Raw genomic sequence first — 22,055 nt, forward strand, 5'->3', positions numbered from 1 at the left:
ACTTTTTTCCATGATCAAGAATTTCGGACAAACCAAACGTTCAGCGCTTCTGCGCACAGCGGCGGCGGGGGCAATTGCTACACTCGCTCTGGCAACACCTGCTCAGGCAATTGTACCAAACGACAATTTCACCCCGGACGATATCGTAGATACCGACGGCGGCGTGAATGGCGTTGGCATGTTCTTCCGTAACGATGGTTTTGTTTGCTCCGGCACTTTGATCAATCCGCGTACTGTCTTGTTTGCCGCCCACTGTGTGAACAGCAATCCCGAAAGTGATTTTGCCGATGGTAACATCAACTCGGCATTTTCTTTCGATGTAAATGCCCTTCCAGGTTTCCAAAACTGGATCGGTAATGGCTTTGCGTCCAACCCTGATCTGTTTGTTTATAATATCAGCCAGATCTATTATAGTGCCGACTCTCTTGTCGACCCGAATGCATTTGGCTTTCTAGAAGCCGATATCGCGCTTGCAGCTCTGGATGATCCGGCGCGAAATATCCCTACTTGGGCGCTTCTATTCTCGCCACTTCCGGATCCTGGCGCGATTAGTGACGAAGATGGCACCGGCTATCACGTAAATATCACTGGCTACGGTCGCTCGGGCAGCGGCACGACCGGTGCTTCCTCAGGCATTGACTGGCGTCGTAAAGCGGCCGAGAATATGCTGGGCTCGCTGACATCGTTCGATGACCGCAATACCTTCCTGTTTGGCCAGCCTTTTGGTGACTTGCCACAGGTTCTATACCGTCTCGATTTCGATGATCCGAACAAAACAAACCCGTTTGATTTTAATCTCTACAAAGATGAGCCTCGCGCAAACGAAGGCACCACGGCTGGCGGTGATTCGGGCGGTCCATTGATCCTTGATGCTGCAAACAACGCAATTACTGACGAAGATATCCAAATTGGTGTTCTTTCCGGTGGTTCACGTTTCTTTGGAGCTCAAGTCTTCAGCTCTTATGGTACAGAAAGCTTTTATCAGCCGCTGTTCCTTTTCCATGACTATATCGCCGCAACAAACCCATATCGCTACGTGAGTGCGAAAGCGGGTGACGGCGCTTGGGAAGACCCTACGCATTGGCAGACCGATCTTGATCCGGCCTATCGCATCATTGATGCGGATGGAAATATCGTAAACGGATTTCCTGATACGCAAGAGCTCGGACGAACTGGTGATAGTCCACAATTTGGCGAAGTTTGCTTCGATCCAGAAGGCGATAATCCTGGTGACGGCTGTTTTGACCTAGCAACAGGACAACCTACGCCTCCATCGCGACCAGCTCCGACACCGGCGCCAACTTCCAACATCGGACAGGCGCAAGTTCCAAATGCGACACCCGCCGAAGTAGCGGCAGTTACGCCAACGGCTCCAGTCGTTGAAGCCTCGGCTGAAGTGCAGGCAACTGCTGTGACCTCAGAGGCTGCTTCTGCAGGCCGGCCAACAATCGCTGCCAATGCTGCGATCCGCGGCGAAGGTATGATTGTCGAGAATGTTGCCATTAGTGGCGGCGCCACACTGGTTGAAAATATTGCCATTAGCGGCGGTGCTCAACCAATTGGCGAAGTAGCGATTAGCGGCGGTGCAACACCGGTTGCTGTTGCTCCAGAAGCCAATGGTGGACCGGAAGCTTCTGAAGAACAGCCTCATGCACCTGGCGATCCTCAGCCAACACCAACCATTGCCAATGGTTTGGTTGGCGCGACGGATTTCATTCCTGAAAATGTTGACTCCGATGTTGACGGTATCCTGGCAGGCCGTCGTTACTTTGAAGTGACGCTTAATCAGGCTGGCACGACAACATTGAGCAGCGCTCGTACCATTGACCGCTTGAATGTTGGTGGAGCTGCTGGATTGGTGATCAATTCCAATGGCAGTTTGACATTGGAAAATGATGGCAACCAGACTGGTGGCCGGGTTGCTGTTGACGGTATGTTGAACAGTGCCAATGACTACACCATTTTCTCAGGTGTACTATCCGGTACGGGTACCGTTACGGCTCCGTTCGTAACCAGCATCGCTGGTGCGATTGCGCCTGGCACAATGGGTACAGTCGGCACATTGGCGATTGATGGAAATCTCATTGCTGCTTCTGGTTCAACAATGCTTGTTGATCTCGGTGCATCAGGAAATTCCGATCTCCTCACCGTTACCGGTGAAGCGAATATCGGCGGCAATGTTGCACTCGCTTCGGTTGCAGGTTTCCAAACCACGACGCCAAGTACATATCGTATCTTGACGGCCGATGGTGGTGTGACCAACCAATTCAACGGCGTATCCAATCTGTCAGCAATTTTGTTGTCGACGCTGACTTATAGCGCAAATGCAGTGGACCTGACGGTTCGTGCACAGAGCTATAATAATGTCATTGACGGCAACAATGCTGTGCAGTCCAGCTATGCTGGCCTAATGAACCGTAACCGCGGAAATGCCGCGCTTGCTGGTCTGTTCTCATTCTTGGATTTCACGGATGCAGCAACAATCCAATCCACCTTTGACAGCTGGGCCCCCACGACGGAATCAACGGTTCAATCAATGGGTCAGGGCTTTCTTGGTAACGTTGCTGATTTCCATCAGAACAGAATCAGCCTAGCGGATCGTTCGTCAAATGGTGGTACTGTTGCTGTTATTGGTCGTCCGATGCAATTGGCTGCAGCCTCTCTCGGTGGCATCGCAGTGAACGGAGCCAGTGTCTTGAGTGATGCGGCTGCAAATGCGGACGATACAGAAGTTCGTTCCGGTGGTGTTAACGAGGATATGGCAGTCTATCTGGCTGGCGGCTTTGTGAATGGCGATGGTGGATCTATGCCACTTCGCAATGGCGGCGCTGGTGCTGATGGCGAAGATGAGTTTGACGGCTTCTTTATCGCTGGTGGTCTTGAATATTATCTGGATGAGTCCTCATTCATCGGATTTTCCGGTTACTATTCGGATGTCGATGCCACGGTCGCATTGGGTAACACTGCGCAGGCAAGAACGATCATGGGATCGGTCTACGGCCGTAGCAAAACATTTGCTGACTTGGTATTTGATGCCCGCGTGTCTCTGGGTACCTATAATGCGAAGACGGCACGCTCTGTTGCTCTTGGCCCACAGGCGTTCAACCTGACAACCGATGATGATAGTTTGATATTCGCATCGGAACTGGGATTGTCGAAAGAACTGAACTTGCTCGATGCAATCGTTGCTCCAGGCATTCGTGCACGGGCAGCGAAGATTAACTTCAGCAATGTCAGTGAACTGGGAGGTGGACCAGCCTTGACGATTGTTCGCCCAGATTATGCCAGCATCCAGGGATTGGCAGGGGTTGAATTTAAATCGAAGCCAGGCAAGAAATTGCAACTGCGTGCATCGATGCATTATGTTCATGAGTTCATGGACAACCCATCGGCTTTCTCCGCTAACTTTGTTGGCGGAAATGGTGGAACGGTTCCATTCGCTCTCGTTACCCCTGACAAAAACTGGGGTGAGGCCGGCGTTGGCTTGCGCTACAATATGGGCAATGTCTCTATTGACCTTTCGGCCGATACGACGGTTGGACGGACGGACGTTTCCAGTCAGGTTTATTCGGGCGCGATTAGCTTCCGCTTCTAGTAACCGCTAAACCTAGAAAGCCCGCCGGACTTGTTCGGCGGGCTTTTCTGTGGCCATCTGCTGTCCATGGATCAGTGGCTTCAACACACAAAAAAAATGGCGGGGAAACCCGCCATTTTTTCTATTGATGTGATCTAACGCACTATTTTGAAACCAGGTTCACCGCCGCGGTCTTGCCACGTTGATCGACTTCCAATTCAAATTCTAGTTTGTCACCTTCTTCCAGCCCACGCATGCCTGCGCGTTCAACCGCTGAAATATGCACGAAAGCATCCGGTTGCCCGTCATCACGCTGAATGAATCCAAAGCCTTTGGTGCCGTTAAAAAATTTTACGGTGCCGGTCGCTTTTTCTCCGGTCAGTTCTCTGCGAGGGGGACCACCGCTGCGCTCTTCACGGCCGCCACCATTATCGGGAACTTCGATCAGGTCGCCTTCGATCTGAATGTCCGAAGCGGAAACTTTTCCGCCACGATCAACCAGTGAGAAGCGCAACGTCTGGCCCTCAGCAAGGCCTTTGAGGCCCGCACGTTCGACTTGACTGATGTGAACGAAAACATCCTCGCCACCGCCATCTTGAACGATGAAGCCAAAGCCCTTTTGTGCGTTGAAAAATTTTACCGTTCCGGTGCTTTCGCCCACAACTTGGTCAGGCATGCCACCGCCGCCCCGCCTAGGGCTGCCGGAATCACTGTCAGGCCGCGTGTATCTCTCCACGGGCGGACCGTTATCACCTTGGTATCCATCGAAGTTTTCGTCGCCGAAGCCGTCGCGCTTGTCCCGGCCTCTACCTCGCCGGTTTCTGTCAAAACCCATTCTTAAATCGTCACTTTCAATCCGCCCTGCCCAATCATACCAATGTCACAGCGGACGATTTCCGGAGCATTGTTTCACGCGAATCCCATTGCCGCGTCTCTCAACGATATAGAAAAACGGGACAATAAGCCAATGAAATCGGCTTTTTGGCTGCCGCTTGGATCAAAACCACAATAAGAGAGGCCTAGATCAGAACAGCCAGGTTTTGGGATCTGCAATCGGCTCTTGTTTTTGCGCTTTCAATAGAGCGACAACCGAGCGAACCAATATCCGGACCGTTAAGGCGAGAAGAATGGGGATGCCGATCAGAACAAAAGAGAGAATAAGGCCAATAATGCCGACCACCAATCCGATGACGAAGGTCATGATATGAAATTGCAAATGGCTTTCTTCCCAAGTTCCCGCGACTTCATCCTTCCACACCAGCGCGAGGATAACACCCACCAAACTGGTAACACCGACCACAAATCCCGCCAAATAGAGCAATGAAATTATGGTTGCCTTGTTCAAATCGAAGCCTGGCGTAGCCGGTTGGGGAACATTCTCAGTCACAATATCAAGCTCCTAGCTTCGTTTACGGGCAGCCTTTGCACAACGATAATTAAACTATACTTGCTGTTTGAACCTGCCTGCGGCACATAGCATTACCAATGAAGCGGTGCTGTCAATTCTCGTTCCGGAGTTCGGTTAAGGTTTAAAACCAATGGTTTGAACGGCGTTATACGAGCGTTATGATCGAGAAAATGAAGCCAGCCCAGCGATAGAACAGACAGGCAGATCATTATGGCAGTTTTTTTTCATGAAGAAGATATTCCCGCAGACATGTTGAGCGATGGCGCGGTGGCCGTTGATACCGAAACCATGGGTCTTCAAACCCATCGTGATCGTCTCTGCCTTCTCCAAATATCGGACGGTCAAGGTGACGAACATCTGGTGCGTTTTGGCCCCGACAGTGACTATAGCGCTCCCAATCTAAAAGCTATTTTGGCGGACAGTAATCGCGTTAAACTATATCATTTTGCACGCTTTGATTTGGCTGCAATCGAAAAATATCTTGGCGTGATGGCCGCTCCAGTATTCTGTACCAAAATTGCCTCGCGGCTGATTCGAACATACACAGATCGTCACGGATTGAAGGAACTCGTGCGTGAACTACTTGGTCAGGATATTTCGAAACAGCAACAATCGAGCGATTGGGGTAATCCCGAACTCAGCGATGCACAGAGGGAATATGCTGCATCTGATGTCCGTTTTTTGCATCGTCTGAAGGATGTGCTTGAAATTCGGCTCGAGCGAGAGGGTCGGACTGCGCTTGCGCAAGCTTGCTTCGAATTTCTGCCAGATCGTGCAAGGTTGGACTTGGCGGGTTGGCCAGAAACCGACATTTTTGCTCATGCCTAAATGGTTGAAGTCCTATTCTTTCACAGACAAATTGATTGCGAGATTTTAGTTTAGCCATGTCCACCAACGCGAATATTGTCCGGACGAAGCGTCAGGAATTTGCTGCTCCGAATAGCAAGCATGATAGAAACGTAAGATGGCTTCGCTTCATCCTTCCGGTCGGCGTTGGAATATTGGGTTCTATGCTTGCGCTCGCTCCTTTCACTATGTCTGGCGAACTGAGCTTTGTTCTCGATAAGAACAGTGTCGACGTCGCTAAGGAACGAATGCGGGTAACCGAAGCGCTATATCGCGGAGAGGATAGCGAAGGCCGTCCTTTTTCTCTAAAAGCAGGTTCTGCAGTACAGAAAAGCTCGAACGAAGCGGTTGTGGATTTGAAGGATCTTTCTGCCCGTATCTTGTTGACGGAAGGTCCAGCCCAGATACGCGCCGGCACAGGTCGCTATGATATGGATCAGGAAAACGTCCGGGTGCCTGGGCCCGTGCAAGTTGAGGCTGCCAGCGGATATCGCTTATCTACGAGCAACGTAACAGTAGACCTCAAACAGCGTACATTGAAAAGTGATGGTGTGGTCGAAGGGCGAACCAATATCGGAACGTTTCGGGCGGATCGGTTGGAAGCAGATTTGGTGGCGCGCACCGTGAGCCTTGATGGCAATGCGCGTTTGCGGATCGAACAAAATGGACTAAGAAGACCTTGAGATGAAATTGAACCTTTTTCTATCGGTGTCCGCGGGCACGGCAATCCTCGCTTCGGCACTTGTCCTATTTGCAGGACCGGCACCCGCACAGGTTTTTGGAAGCCACAATAGCAATGCCCCGGTGAATTTCGATGCGGGGCGGATCGAAGTTCAGGATCGCGCTGACCGTGTGATATTATCAGGTGCGGTTCGTGTTGAGCAAGCTGGATTGGTGCTCAATGCAGCGCGCATGACGGTTGCCTATCGCAGCACCGGCGGAGTTGAAATCGACCGGATTGATGCAGCTGGCGGTGTTACGATAAGGAAAGCGGGCGACACTGCATCCGGAAATGTAGCCATTTATGATCTCAATCGACGGTTGATCACCCTGATTGGTGATGTGACCCTTACCCAGGGTACGAACCGTCTTTCCGGCGGTCGTGTTATCATCGATCTGACATCGGGCCGATCAACGATCGACGGGCGCTCTACCGGAGGTTCTTCGGTGGGTTCCCCAGATTCCAATGGGCGTGTTTCTGGCACGTTCACGGTACCGCAACGGAAAGATTGAAGTCTCGCTTGGCAAAGACAAGAACGACGCACCGTTGCGGAAACGGACGGACTGTCTGTTCACTTCCCCAATTGCGCTCAAAGACCATTTTCCATCTTCCATGCACAAAGCTTGCCAATTGACTTCAGGTTGGGGCATGCTGTTAACCAATAAACAAGACGCCCATGCGAATGAGGACGAATGATGAACGACACTGCCGTGACTGATATTCCGACAATGGCCGATCCGGGCGCAGCGATGGCGAGCGATGCGATGGAACATGGCTTGGCGGTTGTTTCCATTGCCAAAAGCTACGACAAACGGTCTGTCCTTTCCGATGTGTCCCTTTCCGTCGGTCGCGGCGAAGTTGTCGGCTTATTGGGTCCGAATGGCGCCGGAAAGACAACATGCTTCTATTCGGTAATGGGTTTGGTGCGTCCGGATGCCGGGCGAATCATGCTAGACGGGGAGGACATTACATCGCTTCCCATGTATCGCAGGGCGATTCTGGGTATCGGCTATCTTCCGCAGGAAACATCGATTTTTCGCGGCATGACCGTGGAGCAGAATATCATGGCCGTCCTAGAGATGGTTGAACCCGATGCTAGCGTGCGGCAAGAAACGCTAGATCGTCTGATCGATGAATTCGGCTTGGAAAAGCTACGTAGCTCGCCAGCCATGGCACTATCAGGCGGCGAACGCCGTCGATGCGAGATCGCTCGCGCACTAGCGGCCAGCCCATCGATCGTACTTCTGGATGAGCCCTTCGCTGGCATCGATCCTCTTTCTATCGCGGATATTCGAGATTTGGTGTGTCAATTGCGAGAGCGTGGCATCGGCGTCCTGATCACCGACCATAATGTTAGAGAGACGCTCGATATCGTAGATCGCGCCTGTATCATTTATGACGGGCAAGTGTTGTTTGCCGGCAGCCCTGAAGACCTTGTGGCAGATGCCAATGTCCGGCGGCTCTATTTGGGCGAAGGCTTCGCTCTATAGCTGTGGCATTGGGCCCTCGTCTCGATTTGCGACAAAGTCAGTCGCTGGTGATGACGCCGCAATTGCAGCAGGCGATCAAGCTTCTAACATTGTCCAATCTCGAGCTGGAAACGTTCATATCCGACGAGATTGAGAAAAACCCGCTTCTGGATACCGGAGAGATTTCCACCGAGAGTGGTGAAGGAAACGAGAGCGAGCAAGGACCGAGCGAAGCCGCCGCTCAGGGGAGCGATGAAATCCTGTCTTCCGGGCCTGCTGAATCCGAGTCCACACTCGACATGCAGAGCGACACAGATAGCTTTTCTAACAACAGCGTTGCGGACAGTGATGGCGCGCTAGATGGTCAGCTGGGCCTGAATGGCGCCAGTACAAGTTCGACAGGGTCTGGTGAAGCGCCGGATTTCGAGAATATGCTGGAGGCTGAAATAACGCTGACAGACCATTTGATGGATCAGGCGGGCGCCGTTCTTTCCGGTGCGGATTTATTTATTGCTCAGCACATCGTCGATCAGATTGACGAGAGCGGGTATTTACAGGCCGATTTGCTAGAACTGGCCCAGCGCCTGGGTGTTGGGTTGATAGACATCGAACGCATATTGGGCGTTGTTCAGACGCTGGACCCTGTCGGAGTGGGCGCGAGAGATCTTGCCGAATGCTTGGCGCTGCAAGCCAAGGATGCCGATCGCTATGATCCTGCGATGGAGCGTCTGATCGACAATCTGGAACTGCTTGCCAAAGGTGCGCTTCCTCAGCTCAAGCGGATTTGTGGTGTCGATGATGAAGACATGATGGATATGATCAGTGAAATCCGCAACTATGACCCAAAGCCTGGTGGGCGGATTGGTGGTGTTAGCGTGCAAGCTGTTGTACCCGACGTTTTCATCGCGGAACGGGCGCACGGTTGGATCATCGAAGTGAACAGTGCCACCCTGCCCAAGGTGCTGGTGAACCGCAGCTATTATTCTGAATTGAAGGACGGGGCGCAGGACAAGGAGTCCAAGGAGTGGTTGAACGAATGCCTGGCTGACGCCAATTGGTTGGTCAAAGCACTCGATCAGCGGCAGCGCACTATTGTCAAAGTCGCAACAGAAATTACCAAGCAGCAGGAAGAATTTTTCCGCAAGGGCGTGGAACATCTCCGTCCCTTGACCTTGAAGAATGTTGCCGAGAAGATCGAGATGCATGAGTCCACGGTTAGCCGCGTGACGTCCAACAAATATCTGTCTTGTTCCCGGGGTACGTTCGAGCTCAAATATTTCTTCACCAGCGGTATCCAGTCTTCGACCGGCGGTGAAGCCTCATCGGCGGAGGCGGTTAAGAGTCATATTAAGACGCTGATCGACAATGAGGACCCCAAGAAAATCCTATCCGACGACAAGCTGGTTGCGCTGTTGCAGGCCAAGGGCTTTGATATCGCCCGTCGCACGGTTGCCAAATATCGGGAAGCGCTGGGCATGGGCAGTTCGGTGCAGCGGCGCCGGCAAAAAGCCCTCGAAGGCAAAGCCGCCTAGATAGGCTTGCGAAGCACCGCAAATTCAAGCTTTGAAGATTTTGGCAGCCCAAAGCGCGCGTCACCGTGCGGGAATGGCCGATGTTCGCCCGTCAGAACATAGCCGCGGCGTTCATAATAAGCGATGAGGTCGGCGCGTTGACGGATGACCGTCATCTCGATTGCTTCTGCCTGCCAATGTTCGCGAACATATTGCTCGGATTGCAGGAGCAATTCCTTTCCGAGGCCGGCCGCCTGTAAGGCGGGATCGACGGTCAGCAGGCCGAGATAGGCAAGCCCGTTCCCGATATTGGACAATTGCACGCATCCAGCAATGGCGGGACCTTTCTTGGCTAGAAATATGACTTGCCGCTTGTCTGTGATGATGGCGCGCAAGGCTTTGGCATCTGTGCGCTGTCCATCCAAGAGATCCGCTTCATGGGTCCAGCCCTGCTTTGCGCTCTCTCCGCGATAAGCGCTTTCAACCAGCGCATGAAGCGCCGGGATATCGGGAATTTGGGCAAGATCAAAATTCATGCGAGTCGTATTCCCTCGGCTTCCAACAAACATCCGTCGGTCACGCGACCGGTGACGATAACCCGCTTTTCTACTTCGTCGATCGGCGTGCGGATCAGTTCCAGCCGATAGCGGACATTGTCATCGCATTGCAGCATGAAGCCGGCCTCGTCGCGCTGCAGCAGTCCGGTATATTCCGTGTCAGTGGGGTTTTCTGTCACCATCATGCTGTGGCGAGCAATGTCTCGCTGAGGTCCCAGAGCCGCTCGGCGTCAACGTCATTGGCGATATGCGGCGCGCAATGCTCATAGGGCAGCGAGTTCTCGCCCATCAACTGGGCGACATCGCAATCTTCGCAATAGACGCCGGGCATGTCGTCGAGCATCGATGAAGTGGCCGCCCATAAGGTCGTCGTGCACCCCTGTGTCGGTGTTTTGAAGATTTGAGCGACCATCGGCGGGACGCTGCCGTCCTTGTTCAGCCAGCCTAGTTCCACTTGTTCTTCAATGGGCAGGTGGCGCTGGAGCGGCGTGAAAATTCCGCCCGGATGGACCGAGAACGCGCGGCCACCAAAGCCCTCCATCCGTCGACTTAAACCATTGGCGAACAGCGCATTGGCGCTCTTCGCTTGGGCATAGGCCGTCCATTTCTGATATTCGGTTTCTTCAAACTGGATATCATTCCAGAGGATGCCGTTGCGCTTATGGGCTATCGATGACAGCGCGACAACGCGCGGTGCCTTGGCCTTTTCAAGCAAGGGCATTAGCGCCTTGGTCAGCGCGAAATGGCCCATATGATTGATCGCAAACTGGCTTTCCCATCCCGGCCCGACGCGGTCCAGCGGACAAGCCATGGTGCCGGCATTGTTGATCAGCAGATCGAGCGTATCGACTGTGTCCAAGACCGCGGCAGAAAAATCACGCACCGAATCGAGATCGGCGAGATCCATTTTTGCTGATGTGACATTGCCCTCGACAGTGGATAAATTCATTGCTGCCTTGGCCGGATCGCGCACCGGTACGATCACCGTGGCGCCGGCGCCTGCCAGTGCCCGTGTGGTTTCCAGACCAATACCGGAATAGCCGCCGGTGACGATGGCAGTCTTGCCGGTCAGATCAACGCCAGTCAGGACCTCATGTGGTTCGCTCTTGGCATGAAATCCCGAGCCGAGCGGCTTCTGGTCTGCTGCTGACATGTCAATTGATCCTCTTCGCTATATTGTGGCGCCTACTATCTCCGACACCGGCATATAGTCATAGCCCAGATCGTCCGCGACCGCCTTGTAGGTGACCTGACCATTCCAGACATTCAGCCCTTCGGCAAGATGTGCGTCCGCTTTCAGTGCGTTCTTCCAGCCTTTGTTGGCGATGGCAAGCGTATGGGGAAGCGTTACATTGTTGAGCGCATAGGTCGAGGTACGCGATACCGCGCCCGGCATATTGGCCACGCAATAGTGGACGATATCGTCGACCACATAGGTCGGCTCTTCATGGGTGGTTGCCTTGGAGGTTTCGAAACAGCCGCCCTGGTCGATCGCCACGTCGCAGAGCACCGAACCGGGACGCATGGTTTTCAGCATCTCGCGAGTCACCAGCTTGGGCGCTTCGGCTCCGGGGATCAGGACTGCGCCGATGACCAGATCGGCTTCTGCGACACATTCGGCGAGATTGGCCTTGTTCGAGAAACGGGTTTTGGCGCGCGATTCAAAATGGGTTCCGACCGATTCCAGAACATCCGGATCGCGGTCCAATATGGTCACATCTGCACCCAGTCCGGCTGCCATTTGCGCTGCGTTAAATCCGACAACGCCGCCACCGATGATCGTCACTTTGCCGGGGGCTACACCGGGCACGCCGCCGAGCAAGATACCCCGGCCGCCATGGGCTTTTTCCAGTGCGGTCGCGCCAGCCTGAATCGACATGCGCCCTGCAACCTGGCTCATCGGTTTGAGCAAGGGCAGCCCGCCGGTTCCGGTCACTGTTTCATAGGCAATGCAAGTGGCTTTGGATTTGACCAGATCTGCGGTTTGCTCCGGATCGGGTGCGAGGTGAAGATAGGTGAATAAGATCTGGCCTTCGCGCAGCATCGCTCGCTCGACCGGCTGTGGTTCTTTGACCTTCACCACCATTTCGCATTGTTCGAAGACGTCGGCAGCAGTGGCGGCAATGGTTGCACCCGCATCGACATATTCCGCATCTTCTGCGCCAATGCCAAGTCCGGCGCCGGTTTCGACCAGCACATCATGACCATGGGCCGTCAGTTCGCGGACCGATTCAGGGGTCAGGCCGACCCGATATTCGTGATTTTTGATTTCTCTGGGGGTACCAACGCGCATGGAGGAGCTCCTGTTTTAGCGAATCTAATGGCTGCACATTACCAGCAAATGATGTTCCGCGCGAGATGCTTTGTAATTAAATTGCGCTATTTTGAAACTTTCCTAATCGGCACAGGAATGGTGCAAATATTGCCATAGCCATCATGGGCTTCGAGATATTGCAGTAGCGCCGGGCTATAGCTGGAGAGATATTCATAGGCCGGCTGTTCGGCGAGCGGCAATTCGCTGGCCAGCCGGATCGACTGGATTTTGATATGCTGCGATTTGTCGGTGTAAAAGCCGCCAGGTGCGGTGCCCAAAGGCAGGTTTTGCAAATGCTCCAACCCGTCGATCACCCGGCCAACCATGCCGAATGTGGTGTCGAGATTGCGGGCAGCCTCTCCGGTGATCACCGATAGTTCCGCGCCCGTCCCGCTATCCGGCGGATCATAATGGGCGGGTGAAAGCGATCCGCGACAGGTGACCGGATAATATTTCGTCTCGCCATCTATGGTCTTGCTGCCAATCGGCCAGCCAGCGCCAAAGCCGACTTTTGCGCCATAGCTTTCGTAGATGATCTTCATCAGCGGCTGGATATTGGTGCCGACATATTCATTGTTATAGGCGACCGCCGCTTTCAGCGCGGTCATATCGGCGTCGCGCTTTGTCCCCAAAGCAGCGTTGAAATATTCACTTTCCGGGACGGTTTCGAGCCCCTTGGGGAGCTTTTTGGCATCGGGATTGCCGCCAAATTGGGTGACAAAATCTTGGGCCACGCGGTAAATCTTGGTGCTGTCCCACCAGCGGGTTCGGGCAAAGGTTCGGACATTGCGGACATGGCCGCCGGAGAGGTTGGCCGGGAGCAGTTGAATCACCGCTTGGCGTTTCGCTCCGTCAGTCGCGTCCGGGAGGGTAAGGACCATCAAGTCGCTGACCGAGATCGGTAGCCAATGTTCGGTGGGTGCCGCCGCTAGGACTTCTGCCGGCGTCATGGCGGGTGATTCTTCTTCTTCTTCCGTTTGTGCCAGCACCGGAGAAGCCAATGAACAAGTCGCCGCAACCAGCGTAGCAAAAACCATAGGTCGCGCGTTCCAGAAAAGTTTTTTCATCAGGCGATATCCGTTGCTAACTTTACAAAGTTTACAGTGTTAATGAAAAATAAGTCCGGTTCTTCCGAAAAGCCGAGAAACTGCCGAAAATTTGGAGACAGGAAGGATGGTGGTAGGGCAATCATCATGACTCCCATTTACCCAATCAGGCCGATGTAGGAAAGGTGGCTCTCATTTCTCGCTCACCCGTCGCACCGGTACCGGAATATTGCAGATGTCCGCTCCGCCGGCCGGTTTGATAAAAAACGGATCACGACGATTGGCGCGGGCATCGGCATATTGGGCGAAGACGTCGCTGTTTGTGTCGAGATATTCGAAAGCGGGAGCTGAGCCGTCACCCAACGCATCCCCCAGACGGATGGATGTGATCGGAACCCGCTTGCTAGCGTCGGCATAAAATCCCAACTGCCCTTTGCCGCGCGGCAGGCTGGAGAGATGTTCGATCCCTTCGATGATCCGCCCGACCACGGCAATATTGCGATCGAGATGGCGCGGCGCGTGGCCGATTACGGTATAGAGTTCCGCGCCGCTGCCGGTGTCAGGGGAATAGTTTCGGCCGACGCCAACCGCGCCGTAGCAGTGGATGGGCCAAGTCTTTCGATCTCGAAAAGCGAGTGCCCAACCTTTGATAAAGCCAGTTTCTTTGGAATATCCATCCTGTAGTGGAAATGTTGTGTGCCAGGGCCAAAAACTTGCGACTGCTCGCCCAAAACTTTTCCGCTGTTCGCTTGAAAGTTGGGCGTCAAAATCAACTTGATATTCACTCTCAGGCACCGTCTCCAAACCTTCCGGCAAAACCTTCTGCTCGGTCTCACCCGATTCCGGATTATCGTAACCGGCATCCCCCCATTGCACGACATAATTGTCCTGCACTCGGTTGATGCTGGTGCCATCCCAGAATTTTGCTGCGGTCAGCTTGCGGATATTGCGGATCCAGCCTTGCGAGAAGGGTTCTGGCATTAGTTGGATGACAACGCGACGGGCTTCGCCCTTTGCGTCGGGAGCGAGATCCATGACCAACAGGTCGCTTGGCGCAATTTTCACCCAGTCACTGGCGGGGGCAGCATCGACAATGGCATTAGGGCTCGGATATTCGGGCGTCGCGCCTGTTTGAGCGATCGCAGGGATCGTGCTCAATAGAGCGAATAGTGAAACAATAGCCCTGATTTTTCGCATAAAAACATCCCCAAAATTCCGTTCATGCTGAGCCTGCTGAAGCATCTGGCCTGGCGCAATCGGCCCTTCGACACAGTCAGGGCGAACGGGTTTCATTCCTGACAGGCACCCTAACCCCACACTATCGCTTGCGAAAGCCCGTTTCCGGCATTAGGGAAGCGGCGCTGTCTGAAATTCGACCAGATTCACGGGTCAGATAGTAAATGCGGAGCCGTGGCAGAGTGGTCGATCGCGCACGCTTGGAAAGCGTGTATAGGGCAACCTATCGAGGGTTCGAATCCCTCCGGCTCCGCCACTAAATTTTCTACAACTCTGATTTACAAAGACAAATGTCCGAGTTTCAATTTTGTACCGACACTCGGCCCCACGTCGCGACTAGGCTTGATCCTAGTTGATTTGAATTTGCACCTAAAGCGGACTCTAGAAGTCTGAAAATAGATTCCTAACACCCGGCAAGGTCAGTTTAACACCAGATGGTATTTGACGTTGGATTGAGAATTATTTTGGATCCGTATTTCGAACCGATCCGTAAATATTGGCAGCCATTGACAGCTGGCCTTTTTCTTTACTCCCGGTTTCACACAAACTGGCGCACCTTCGCTGTTGCTGACGTGGATCGTCAATTTCGACTGTTGAGATGGAACCAATGCAACTGTGGCTTTTTTGCCTGCTAGGAATAGCTGCTCCACCACAAGACTGCTGCTGCCTAGAACCGTGCCAGACTTGTAGGCAGGTCCCAATATTCGCCCGCGATAGACTGGCGCTGCCAATTCCGGATTCTGGAGAAGCGCGATTTCAGACCATTGCTTAACAAGATCATCAGCCTTAGCGTCAGCAGGACGCGCGCCAATGACGGTCAATATTTGGGTCGCGCGTATAAGGTCGTCGGCTTTACCAGATTTTAGTGAAGCCTCGCCCAGTATCAGGGCATCCGCGGCCCTCATGACATTGCTCCGTGGATCGGCTGCCTCGCCAACGGCATCCATTGTCGAAAAAGCAGCCGTCTTGTCTGCAGGAGAATGGGCGCACGAGACACAGAGACCGAGTATCAAAATGATCGAGACTTTCGATATTGAAACCGGGTTGTTGTTCATAGTTCACTGTCCATCATCACTGTAAACACAGCCCCAGGGTCAGCGTCATCACAACGGATGACAAGCCCGTTCCGGGCTGCCAGTGCCTTTGAAAGCGCCAAGCCCAATCCATGGCCGCTAGCGTCATTGGGCTTTAGCCGGGTAAAGCGATTGAATATCTTCGCTCGCATATTTTCCGGCACGCCGGGGCCATTGTCTCGAACGCGGATGACGGGCCCCGGTTTGATCGAGAGCGACACCGCACTGCCACTGGGTGAAAATTTGAAGGCATTGTCGAGCAAATTGGAGATGATCCGCTGCATGTGGGCAGGCTCTCCGGTCATCATAACGCCAGGTGCAATCCTATATTCAAAATGAATTTCCAGTTCTTGCGCACTTTCGGCGTATAGGTCCGCCATATCGCGGGCAATTTCGGACAGACTAAATTCGGTGAGCCCGGCCCGGTCCCCCTTTTTTGCGTTGCTCGAGGCGATGTCCAACAGCGAGTCGAGCAATGAAATGATATTCTTGATGTCTGTCCGTGCCGCTATCAGACCGGTTTTTTGATTCTCGATCGTCATGTCATTCATCGCGCTGACCAAACGATTGTCGAGATGCATTAAAGGTGTCCGCAATTCATGCGCCGTGTGATCTGAAATATCTTTGTGGGCATTCACCAGATTGGTGACTCTGGACACCATTTCATTCGTGTGGCGTGAGAGTTCATCCAGCTCATCCCCACGATTGTCTATGTCCACTCTCGCATCAAACTGGCCCAGGCCGATCTTGCGAAAGGCTGCGTTTATGGAAGTCATTCGCAAACGTAGTCTTCGGGTAGACCAATAGCCAACGACCGTGACTAACGCTACCATCGCTGCTCCAGCCAACAAAAAAGCCATCCTCAATCGAGCAAGCAGGGCTTCTCGACTTTCCAAATTCCATCCGACCACCAGTTTTAAATCTGGCGCAAGATGCGTGGCACGCGCGAACATTTCAGCGTCATCGGAAATAGAAACAAAACCAGCTTGAGAGTTTTCGGAGGACAATTCAGGCCATTTTGCCAAATTTCCAACAATCTGCTTTCCTGCGCCGTCTGCGAGCAGGTAAAAGTCGCTGGAACCGGCCTGACGGATCATTCCAATTCTATCACTGAGGCGCTCGACAAGCTCACCCTGCCCGCCGGACACGAAAATATCAGCCAGACCGGCGATATCGGTATCCACTGCCATCTGAATTTGACGCTCTGTTTCGGCTTTGACAATCCCGTTTGCCAGCAGGAACAGGATAAAAACTGCAGAAGCAGTTCCTAAAGATATCCAGATGGAGAACCGTCCGAACAAGGATGTGAAGAGAGGTGCAAACATTTTATTTAGCGCGCCAGCAAACGGTAACCCGCGCCCCAGATTGTTTCGAGTATTGCGCCGTCGAACCCTTCCTCCAATTTTCGCCTTAGCCGTCCGACATTGACGTCGATCACATTGGTCTGCGGATCAAAATTCAAATTCCAGACATCACGTAGCAGCATTTCTCGTGTGACCACTTCGCCGGCATTTTGCATGAAATATTTGAATAGCTCAAATTCCTTGGGGCTCAGCGCTATATGCTTTCCTTGCCTGTGAGCGGTCCGGGCCTTGATATGGCATTCCATATCTCCGAATATAATCACGGCGCTGTGAGACTGGCCGCTTGCCCTGCGATGCAAGGCGCGAACCCGCGCAATTAGCTCTTCCTGTTCAAACGGTTTGGCGAGATAGTCGTCAACGCCAGCATCAAGCCCTTCGATCCGGTTTTCCGTGCGCCCCAAAGCCGAAAGCATCAACACAGGGACATCAACACCTGCGTCCCGCAATTTCCCGATTATATCAATACCGCTCATATCAGGCAGCATCCGGTCTAGAATTACCAGATCGAATTCAGAAGAAGCGGCAGTGCGAAGGCCATCTGTTCCGTCAACTGCCCATGTGACGGTATCACCGGCTTTGGCGAGAGCAGTTGCAACTGTATCGGCTGTCTGCGGATCATCTTCAATATGCAATATCTTGAGACCGGTCATAGGGGAAAACTAATCCAAATTGGGTTTCAGAACTAGTCCGTAATAATAGCATCCAAATCAGTCTCCGTGGCAGTGACAAATGCTGTTAGTTTTACGACTTCGGTGCGATTAGCTTTGACAATTGGTCAGATTTTCGGGAGTTTCCTGTTAACATTCGGGTCGCCACGTTTGTTATGTTGAGGATTCAATAATGCACGTTTCAATGCGATGCAATTTCGTGTCAGCCGGCAATGCCGCAATATTGCTTCTTCTTAGTTTGGCCTGGCCCGCTGGTGCCCAGACCATTGAGCAAGCTGAGCCGTCAACAAACCGACCAACCGATCCGGCCTCAAATGCCGACAACTCACGTAACATCGAACAGCTTTTAAGGGAGATGGAGGCGCGTGATCGTTTTGCAAAACCCGCCCTAGAACGAGATGCTTGGCTATCCTTCCAAAGTGAATTTGATGACCAGCCATCAATGACTGCCGAGCAGCGCATACGGATGTTGAGCCGTGTCGCGGTCTCTTATTTTTATACTCAGGAATATGAAAAAGCATGGGGAGCCATTGCCGCTGCAGAATTGCTCGTCAGCAAAAATGGGCTCGCGGATTTGCCGTTTATGTCAGAAATCTATGCTTATGGATCCTTGATTTCTACCGATCAAAAAAAACGTGAGCGGGCCAAACTATATGCTGACAGGGCGCTGGAAAGAGCCGCTCTTGATTTCGGAGCAGACAGCGCTGAAACCGGGTTGGCTTACAATGCACTTGGTTATTTTAGCTTCAAGACCGGCGATCTGAAGACGGCCAAAGGACAGATGTGCAAAGCGGCGATGCTTAGCGAGAAACATCTACCGGATGATGATCCGATGGTCGTCAACAACCTTACCAGCTGTGGCGTGATCATGTATTTTCAAGATGATACCGGTACAGCGGATATGATGGAGCGGGCAGCGAGAATTGCCCATAATAATCTGCCTTCCGATCACCCGGTAACATTGCTGGCATTGACTGGATCAGCCGGCGTGCTCATGCAACTGGGCCGTTATGCGGAAGCCGAAGCCTTGTTCCGGCGGCTTACGCGTCTGGAAAGGCAGTTACGCAAGAAAGATTCACCAGAAGTCTTCAGCCCTATGTCGATGCATGCGGATGCCCTTTTTGCGCAAGATAAGACAGCAGAAGCATTGGCGATTGCGCAGGCGGCATTGGCATATTCCAAAACCATGAAAGCTGGTGGTGATCCTTCCTCTCAAGGACACGCATATTCTCAGGTTGCGCGAATATTGAGTTCATTGGGCCGGCATGAAGAAGCACTAGACCTGTATCGACTGGGATGGGCAACCAATGTTGCCAACCTCAAGGAAGGGGACATGAACATCGGGATAACCGAGATCACTTACGCGCAGAGTCTGATGATCAATGGCCAGCTTGATGAAGCTTTGAAACACGCCGAATCTGCGCGAAGAAAATTGCTGGAAAAGCTTGGAGGAAGCAGTCGTCGCGCGATAAATGCAGAATTCTCCTATGCCGAAATATTGGCCGCATCCGGGCAGATGGATAAGGCCATCACAGTCGCACGTAGTGCCTCTGTACGTCTCGAAGAGCATCTGTTTGACTATACTGCGTCTCGCCCCCAATTGGTTTCCTTGTCGCCAATCATGACCCAAGGATTTGCCTCTTACGCTGCCGTTGCCATGCAGGCGGGGGAGGATGCGGAGGCTGTGAAGGCGGTGCAGCTAGCGCTTGCGTCGGAATTGTTTCTAGCCAACGCTGATTTGGCGGCAAAAGCCGCTGCCCGCGATGAGGGTGTTGGCGATTTATTCGAACAATTGCGTCAAGAACGCGCCGCAGAACGCAAAGCCAAGGAAAAATTATTCTCTGCTCAAGCGAAGGGTGAAGGCGATTTTTCCGTACTAAGCCTAACCGCAGAGAATCTTGGTTTGCAAGTTAAAGACACCGAACGCGAATTGAACAATCGCTTTCCGGAACTGGCTGAAATTAGCCGCCCTGCAGTACCGTCTTTGCTTGAAATTCAATCAAACCTACGACCAGAGCAGGCCGCAATTTTCTCGCTTACTCTACCAGATAAAATTATAACGCTCGCTGTGACCAAAGATGCGGTGCATTGGTCAAAAAGCGCCATCTCTGGTCGCGTTGCAATGGATTATAGAAAACGACTTTTTCAAAGCATAGAGGATTACCGCTTTGCTGTATCCGGTCCGGTTCAAACCACATTTGATACGGACGCTGCACATCAATTGTTCAAATTGCTTTTTACCGATGAGCTATACGCGAAATTGGACGAGAACACTGAATTGCTATTTCCTGCGAGCGGAATATTGGCATCCATTTCTCCCGCCTTGCTGCTTACAAAGCCCTATGAGAATTCTAACGATCTGGCGAGAGCGCCTTGGTTGGTGCGGGACAAATCTGTTGCGATTGCCACGGATTTGTCAAAACAACTGGCGACTACGGACGATTCTACCGACATCAGGTTTGCGGGCCTTGGCGCTCCGGAACTTGCCCAAAATAGCCAAGGCCAAATCTCTTATGCTGCCCTATTTCGAGGTGGCGCGGTGGATATCAGTTCGTTGTTGGAATTGCCTACACTACCTGCTGCTAAGACCGAATTGACCAGAATGAGTGAAGAATTCGGTGCCCAAAATAGCCTTGTGCTGACCGGAAAGCAATTCACAGAACCCGCAATACGATCCCTAGACTTTACTCCATTTTCGGTTGTGACCTTCGCAACACACGGTCTGACTAGCGGAGAGATTGCTGGACTGTCGGAACCTGCTTTGGTGTTTACGCCACCCAATGAGCAAAGCCATGAAGATGACGGGCTGCTGACCGCAAGCGAAATTGCGGGAATGAATATTCCGGCAGATTGGGTGATATTGTCCGCCTGCAATAGCGGCGGCGGGCAAAGCGCTTCGGCTCCAACTTACTCCGGCCTTGCAAAGGCTTTTCGACTGGCTGGCAGCCGGTCATTGCTTTTGTCGCATTGGCCCGTCCGCGATGATGCTGCGACTATCTTGTCTTTGGCCACGGTGAAGGGAGCGGTTGTTGATGGACTCAGTCGCGCCGAAGCGCTGCGACAAGCGCAATTGGACCTTATGTCGGACTCGACCGTTCCCGGTTCGGCCCATCCGGCTGTCTGGGCGCCGTTCATACTGATCGGAGACTGAGAAAAAAGGACGCCCTCCGGGGTGGAGGACGCCCTTTCTAACCAGCGAAACCGCTGCGCTCGGGTCGCATTAGCGCAGGTCTTCGACGGATACCCATCCTTTGGTGCCGTAACTGTCGGTCACTTCGACAAACAACCCATCTTTGTTGCCTGTCGGGATTAATTTCGTGTCCGCCCGCAAAGACCGGACTGCGCCGCCTGTTTTGGTTGGAGCATCCAACATCTTGGTCGCGACAGCCACGGTATAGCTGCTGCTGATCGGGGCGACCGCTGTGGTTTGTTGCACGGCGCCGAGAGCGCCGGCTTGTGATGCCAATCCATTAAAGGCTTCGATAAAGGCGCTGGTGACCATCTTGCCATCTTTTGAGCGTCCATATTGCCCAAATTGTCCTTGGCTGGCCGCGACCCAGTCGGTTCTGCCCAAAACTTTGATGGTCGATTTCTGGCTCCGGCCACTTCCGGAGATCAATGTCTGGCCATTGGCTGGGTTCATTAGGCGCAAGCCGGCGGTGATGGTTTTCTTTTTGCCACCCAAGCCGCCGAACATGCCCATAAGCGCTCCACCCATTGGGACTTTACTCAAAACTGCTCCTGCTGCGCCTGAACTTACCAGCCCTTGGCTGAGGGCCCCTTTGGCCATGCTCATTGTCTGATCGATTTCTTCCTGCGAACCGGCAACAGCGGACATCAAGTAATTGGCAGGCTTCCCATCAACTCCGGTGTGGAGTGTAAAGCATCCGGACTGCTGAACGATCGCGCCGAGCATTCCCCGGGGGCTCGACAAACCAAATTTTGTCCAACCCTGTGTGTCGCCATCTGTGATCGCTATGGTCCCGTGTGAAGCCTCACATTGCATCACTTTCACGACTGGCTTCTTCTTTGCTGCCAGCGCAGGTGACGTCGTCATAATGGCCAATGCCAAGCCCGAAAGAGCGAGTGGAATGAATTTGTTCTTGGTCATGATCTTTCTACCCCTTGATAAAAACTGCTTTGAATTCGCAGGAGTAAATTGTTCTCTAAGGGGTGTTGGGTCCAGTTACAGCCGCTGTTAGAGACATTACAAATGCTGTTAGTTGGAGTTGATCAGGGCCCGGCTCGCCCGGTACAATAGAGCGTAC

Annotated in this window: 19 protein-coding genes and 1 tRNA gene; 8 read left to right on the forward strand and 12 right to left on the reverse strand. The window is 52.9% G+C overall.

Annotation, left to right across the window (positions count from 1 at the left end; all coding sequences use genetic code 11):
- Nucleotides 1-10 precede the first annotated feature (10 nt).
- Entirely contained in the window at nucleotides 11-3,595 is a 3,585-nt protein-coding gene (locus ABJV08_RS03125; protein WP_348038634.1) for an autotransporter domain-containing protein, read from the forward strand.
- 142 nt (nucleotides 3,596-3,737) lie between these two features.
- Here the strand turns inward: ABJV08_RS03125 and ABJV08_RS03130 are convergent, their stop codons facing one another.
- Together ABJV08_RS03130 and ABJV08_RS03135 are read right to left on the reverse strand one after the other, a co-directional pair.
- Entirely contained in the window at nucleotides 3,738-4,409 is a 672-nt protein-coding gene (locus tag ABJV08_RS03130; protein ID WP_348038632.1) for a cold-shock protein, read from the reverse strand.
- Between the two features lie 189 nt (nucleotides 4,410-4,598).
- Entirely contained in the window at nucleotides 4,599-4,961 is a 363-nt protein-coding gene (locus ABJV08_RS03135) for a DUF4870 domain-containing protein (RefSeq protein WP_348038630.1), read from the reverse strand.
- A 231-nt stretch (nucleotides 4,962-5,192) separates the two neighbouring features.
- Here ABJV08_RS03135 and ABJV08_RS03140 point away from each other — a divergent pair, with 231 nt between their 5' ends.
- From ABJV08_RS03140 to rpoN, 5 genes are all read left to right on the forward strand, one after another.
- Nucleotides 5,193-5,810, forward strand: coding sequence for a ribonuclease H-like domain-containing protein (locus ABJV08_RS03140; protein WP_348038628.1), 618 nt, complete (start codon nucleotides 5,193-5,195; stop codon nucleotides 5,808-5,810).
- Nucleotides 5,811-5,866: 56 nt separating this feature from the next.
- Nucleotides 5,867-6,511 (forward strand): LPS export ABC transporter periplasmic protein LptC, encoded by a 645-nt coding sequence (lptC, locus tag ABJV08_RS03145; RefSeq protein ID WP_348038626.1) that lies wholly within the window; start codon nucleotides 5,867-5,869, stop codon nucleotides 6,509-6,511.
- A 1-nt stretch (nucleotide 6,512) separates the two neighbouring features.
- On the forward strand, nucleotides 6,513-7,061 hold the full coding sequence (locus tag ABJV08_RS03150) for an LptA/OstA family protein (protein ID WP_348038624.1): 549 nt from the start codon (nucleotides 6,513-6,515) through the stop codon (nucleotides 7,059-7,061).
- A gap of 216 nt (nucleotides 7,062-7,277) precedes the next feature.
- On the forward strand, nucleotides 7,278-8,039 hold the full coding sequence (gene lptB / locus ABJV08_RS03155) for an LPS export ABC transporter ATP-binding protein (RefSeq protein ID WP_348039301.1): 762 nt from the start codon (nucleotides 7,278-7,280) through the stop codon (nucleotides 8,037-8,039).
- A gap of 2 nt (nucleotides 8,040-8,041) precedes the next feature.
- Nucleotides 8,042-9,550, forward strand: coding sequence for an RNA polymerase factor sigma-54 (gene rpoN, locus ABJV08_RS03160; protein ID WP_348038622.1), 1,509 nt, complete (start codon nucleotides 8,042-8,044; stop codon nucleotides 9,548-9,550).
- Here the strand turns inward: rpoN and ABJV08_RS03165 are convergent.
- The 6 genes from ABJV08_RS03165 to ABJV08_RS03190 form a co-directional block, all read right to left on the reverse strand.
- The gene (locus ABJV08_RS03165) at nucleotides 9,547-10,065 is read right to left on the reverse strand and encodes a GNAT family N-acetyltransferase (protein WP_348038620.1); all 519 of its coding nucleotides are present in this window, start codon (nucleotides 10,063-10,065) and stop codon (nucleotides 9,547-9,549) included. The two genes, rpoN and ABJV08_RS03165, sit on opposite strands and share 4 nt — an antisense overlap.
- Nucleotides 10,062-10,271, reverse strand: coding sequence for a DUF5818 domain-containing protein (locus ABJV08_RS03170; protein ID WP_348038618.1), 210 nt, complete (start codon nucleotides 10,269-10,271; stop codon nucleotides 10,062-10,064). The genes ABJV08_RS03165 and ABJV08_RS03170 overlap by 4 nt, the downstream gene beginning before the upstream one ends.
- Nucleotides 10,268-11,239 carry an oxidoreductase gene (locus ABJV08_RS03175; RefSeq protein WP_348038616.1) on the reverse strand — a complete coding sequence of 324 codons (972 nt, stop codon included), beginning with the start codon at nucleotides 11,237-11,239 and terminating at the stop codon, nucleotides 10,268-10,270. Before ABJV08_RS03175 ends, ABJV08_RS03170 begins: the two co-directional genes overlap by 4 nt.
- Before the next feature lie 18 nt (nucleotides 11,240-11,257).
- Nucleotides 11,258-12,379 carry an alanine dehydrogenase gene (gene ald / locus ABJV08_RS03180; protein WP_348052668.1) on the reverse strand — a complete coding sequence of 374 codons (1,122 nt, stop codon included), beginning with the start codon at nucleotides 12,377-12,379 and terminating at the stop codon, nucleotides 11,258-11,260.
- A gap of 86 nt (nucleotides 12,380-12,465) precedes the next feature.
- Nucleotides 12,466-13,467: a peptidylprolyl isomerase gene (locus tag ABJV08_RS03185; RefSeq protein ID WP_348041771.1), complete on the reverse strand. Its 1,002-nt coding sequence runs from the start codon at nucleotides 13,465-13,467 to the stop codon at nucleotides 12,466-12,468.
- Nucleotides 13,468-13,638: 171 nt separating this feature from the next.
- The gene (locus ABJV08_RS03190) at nucleotides 13,639-14,643 is read right to left on the reverse strand and encodes a peptidylprolyl isomerase (protein WP_348041769.1); all 1,005 of its coding nucleotides are present in this window, start codon (nucleotides 14,641-14,643) and stop codon (nucleotides 13,639-13,641) included.
- A 207-nt stretch (nucleotides 14,644-14,850) separates the two neighbouring features.
- Here ABJV08_RS03190 and ABJV08_RS03195 point away from each other — a divergent pair.
- Nucleotides 14,851-14,938: transfer RNA gene (locus ABJV08_RS03195), tRNA-Ser, on the forward strand.
- Nucleotides 14,939-15,101: 163 nt separating this feature from the next.
- On the opposite strand, the gene ABJV08_RS03200 is transcribed toward ABJV08_RS03195, so the two are convergent.
- Genes ABJV08_RS03200 through ABJV08_RS03210 form a run of 3 tightly spaced genes read right to left on the reverse strand, consistent with a single transcriptional unit; the run spans nucleotide 15,102 to nucleotide 17,769 of the window.
- A complete protein-coding gene (locus ABJV08_RS03200; protein WP_348041767.1) occupies nucleotides 15,102-15,737 on the reverse strand; it encodes a hypothetical protein in 636 nt (211 codons plus the stop codon).
- A complete protein-coding gene (locus tag ABJV08_RS03205; RefSeq protein ID WP_348041765.1) occupies nucleotides 15,734-17,080 on the reverse strand; it encodes a HAMP domain-containing sensor histidine kinase in 1,347 nt (448 codons plus the stop codon). The genes ABJV08_RS03200 and ABJV08_RS03205 overlap by 4 nt, the downstream gene beginning before the upstream one ends.
- A gap of 5 nt (nucleotides 17,081-17,085) precedes the next feature.
- A complete protein-coding gene (locus tag ABJV08_RS03210; RefSeq protein ID WP_348041763.1) occupies nucleotides 17,086-17,769 on the reverse strand; it encodes a response regulator transcription factor in 684 nt (227 codons plus the stop codon).
- A 460-nt stretch (nucleotides 17,770-18,229) separates the two neighbouring features.
- On the opposite strand from ABJV08_RS03210, the gene ABJV08_RS03215 reads away from it, so the two are divergent.
- The gene (locus ABJV08_RS03215; RefSeq protein WP_348041761.1) at nucleotides 18,230-20,938 is read left to right on the forward strand and encodes a CHAT domain-containing tetratricopeptide repeat protein; all 2,709 of its coding nucleotides are present in this window, start codon (nucleotides 18,230-18,232) and stop codon (nucleotides 20,936-20,938) included.
- A 69-nt stretch (nucleotides 20,939-21,007) separates the two neighbouring features.
- Here ABJV08_RS03215 and ABJV08_RS03220 read toward each other — a convergent pair whose 3' ends face one another.
- Nucleotides 21,008-21,898: an SH3 domain-containing protein gene (locus ABJV08_RS03220; protein ID WP_348041759.1), complete on the reverse strand. Its 891-nt coding sequence runs from the start codon at nucleotides 21,896-21,898 to the stop codon at nucleotides 21,008-21,010.
- Nucleotides 21,899-22,055 lie beyond the last annotated feature (157 nt).

Origin of the sequence: Parasphingorhabdus sp. (assembly GCF_039982395.1) — a bacterium.
Classification (GTDB): Bacteria; Pseudomonadota; Alphaproteobacteria; order Sphingomonadales; family Sphingomonadaceae; genus Parasphingorhabdus.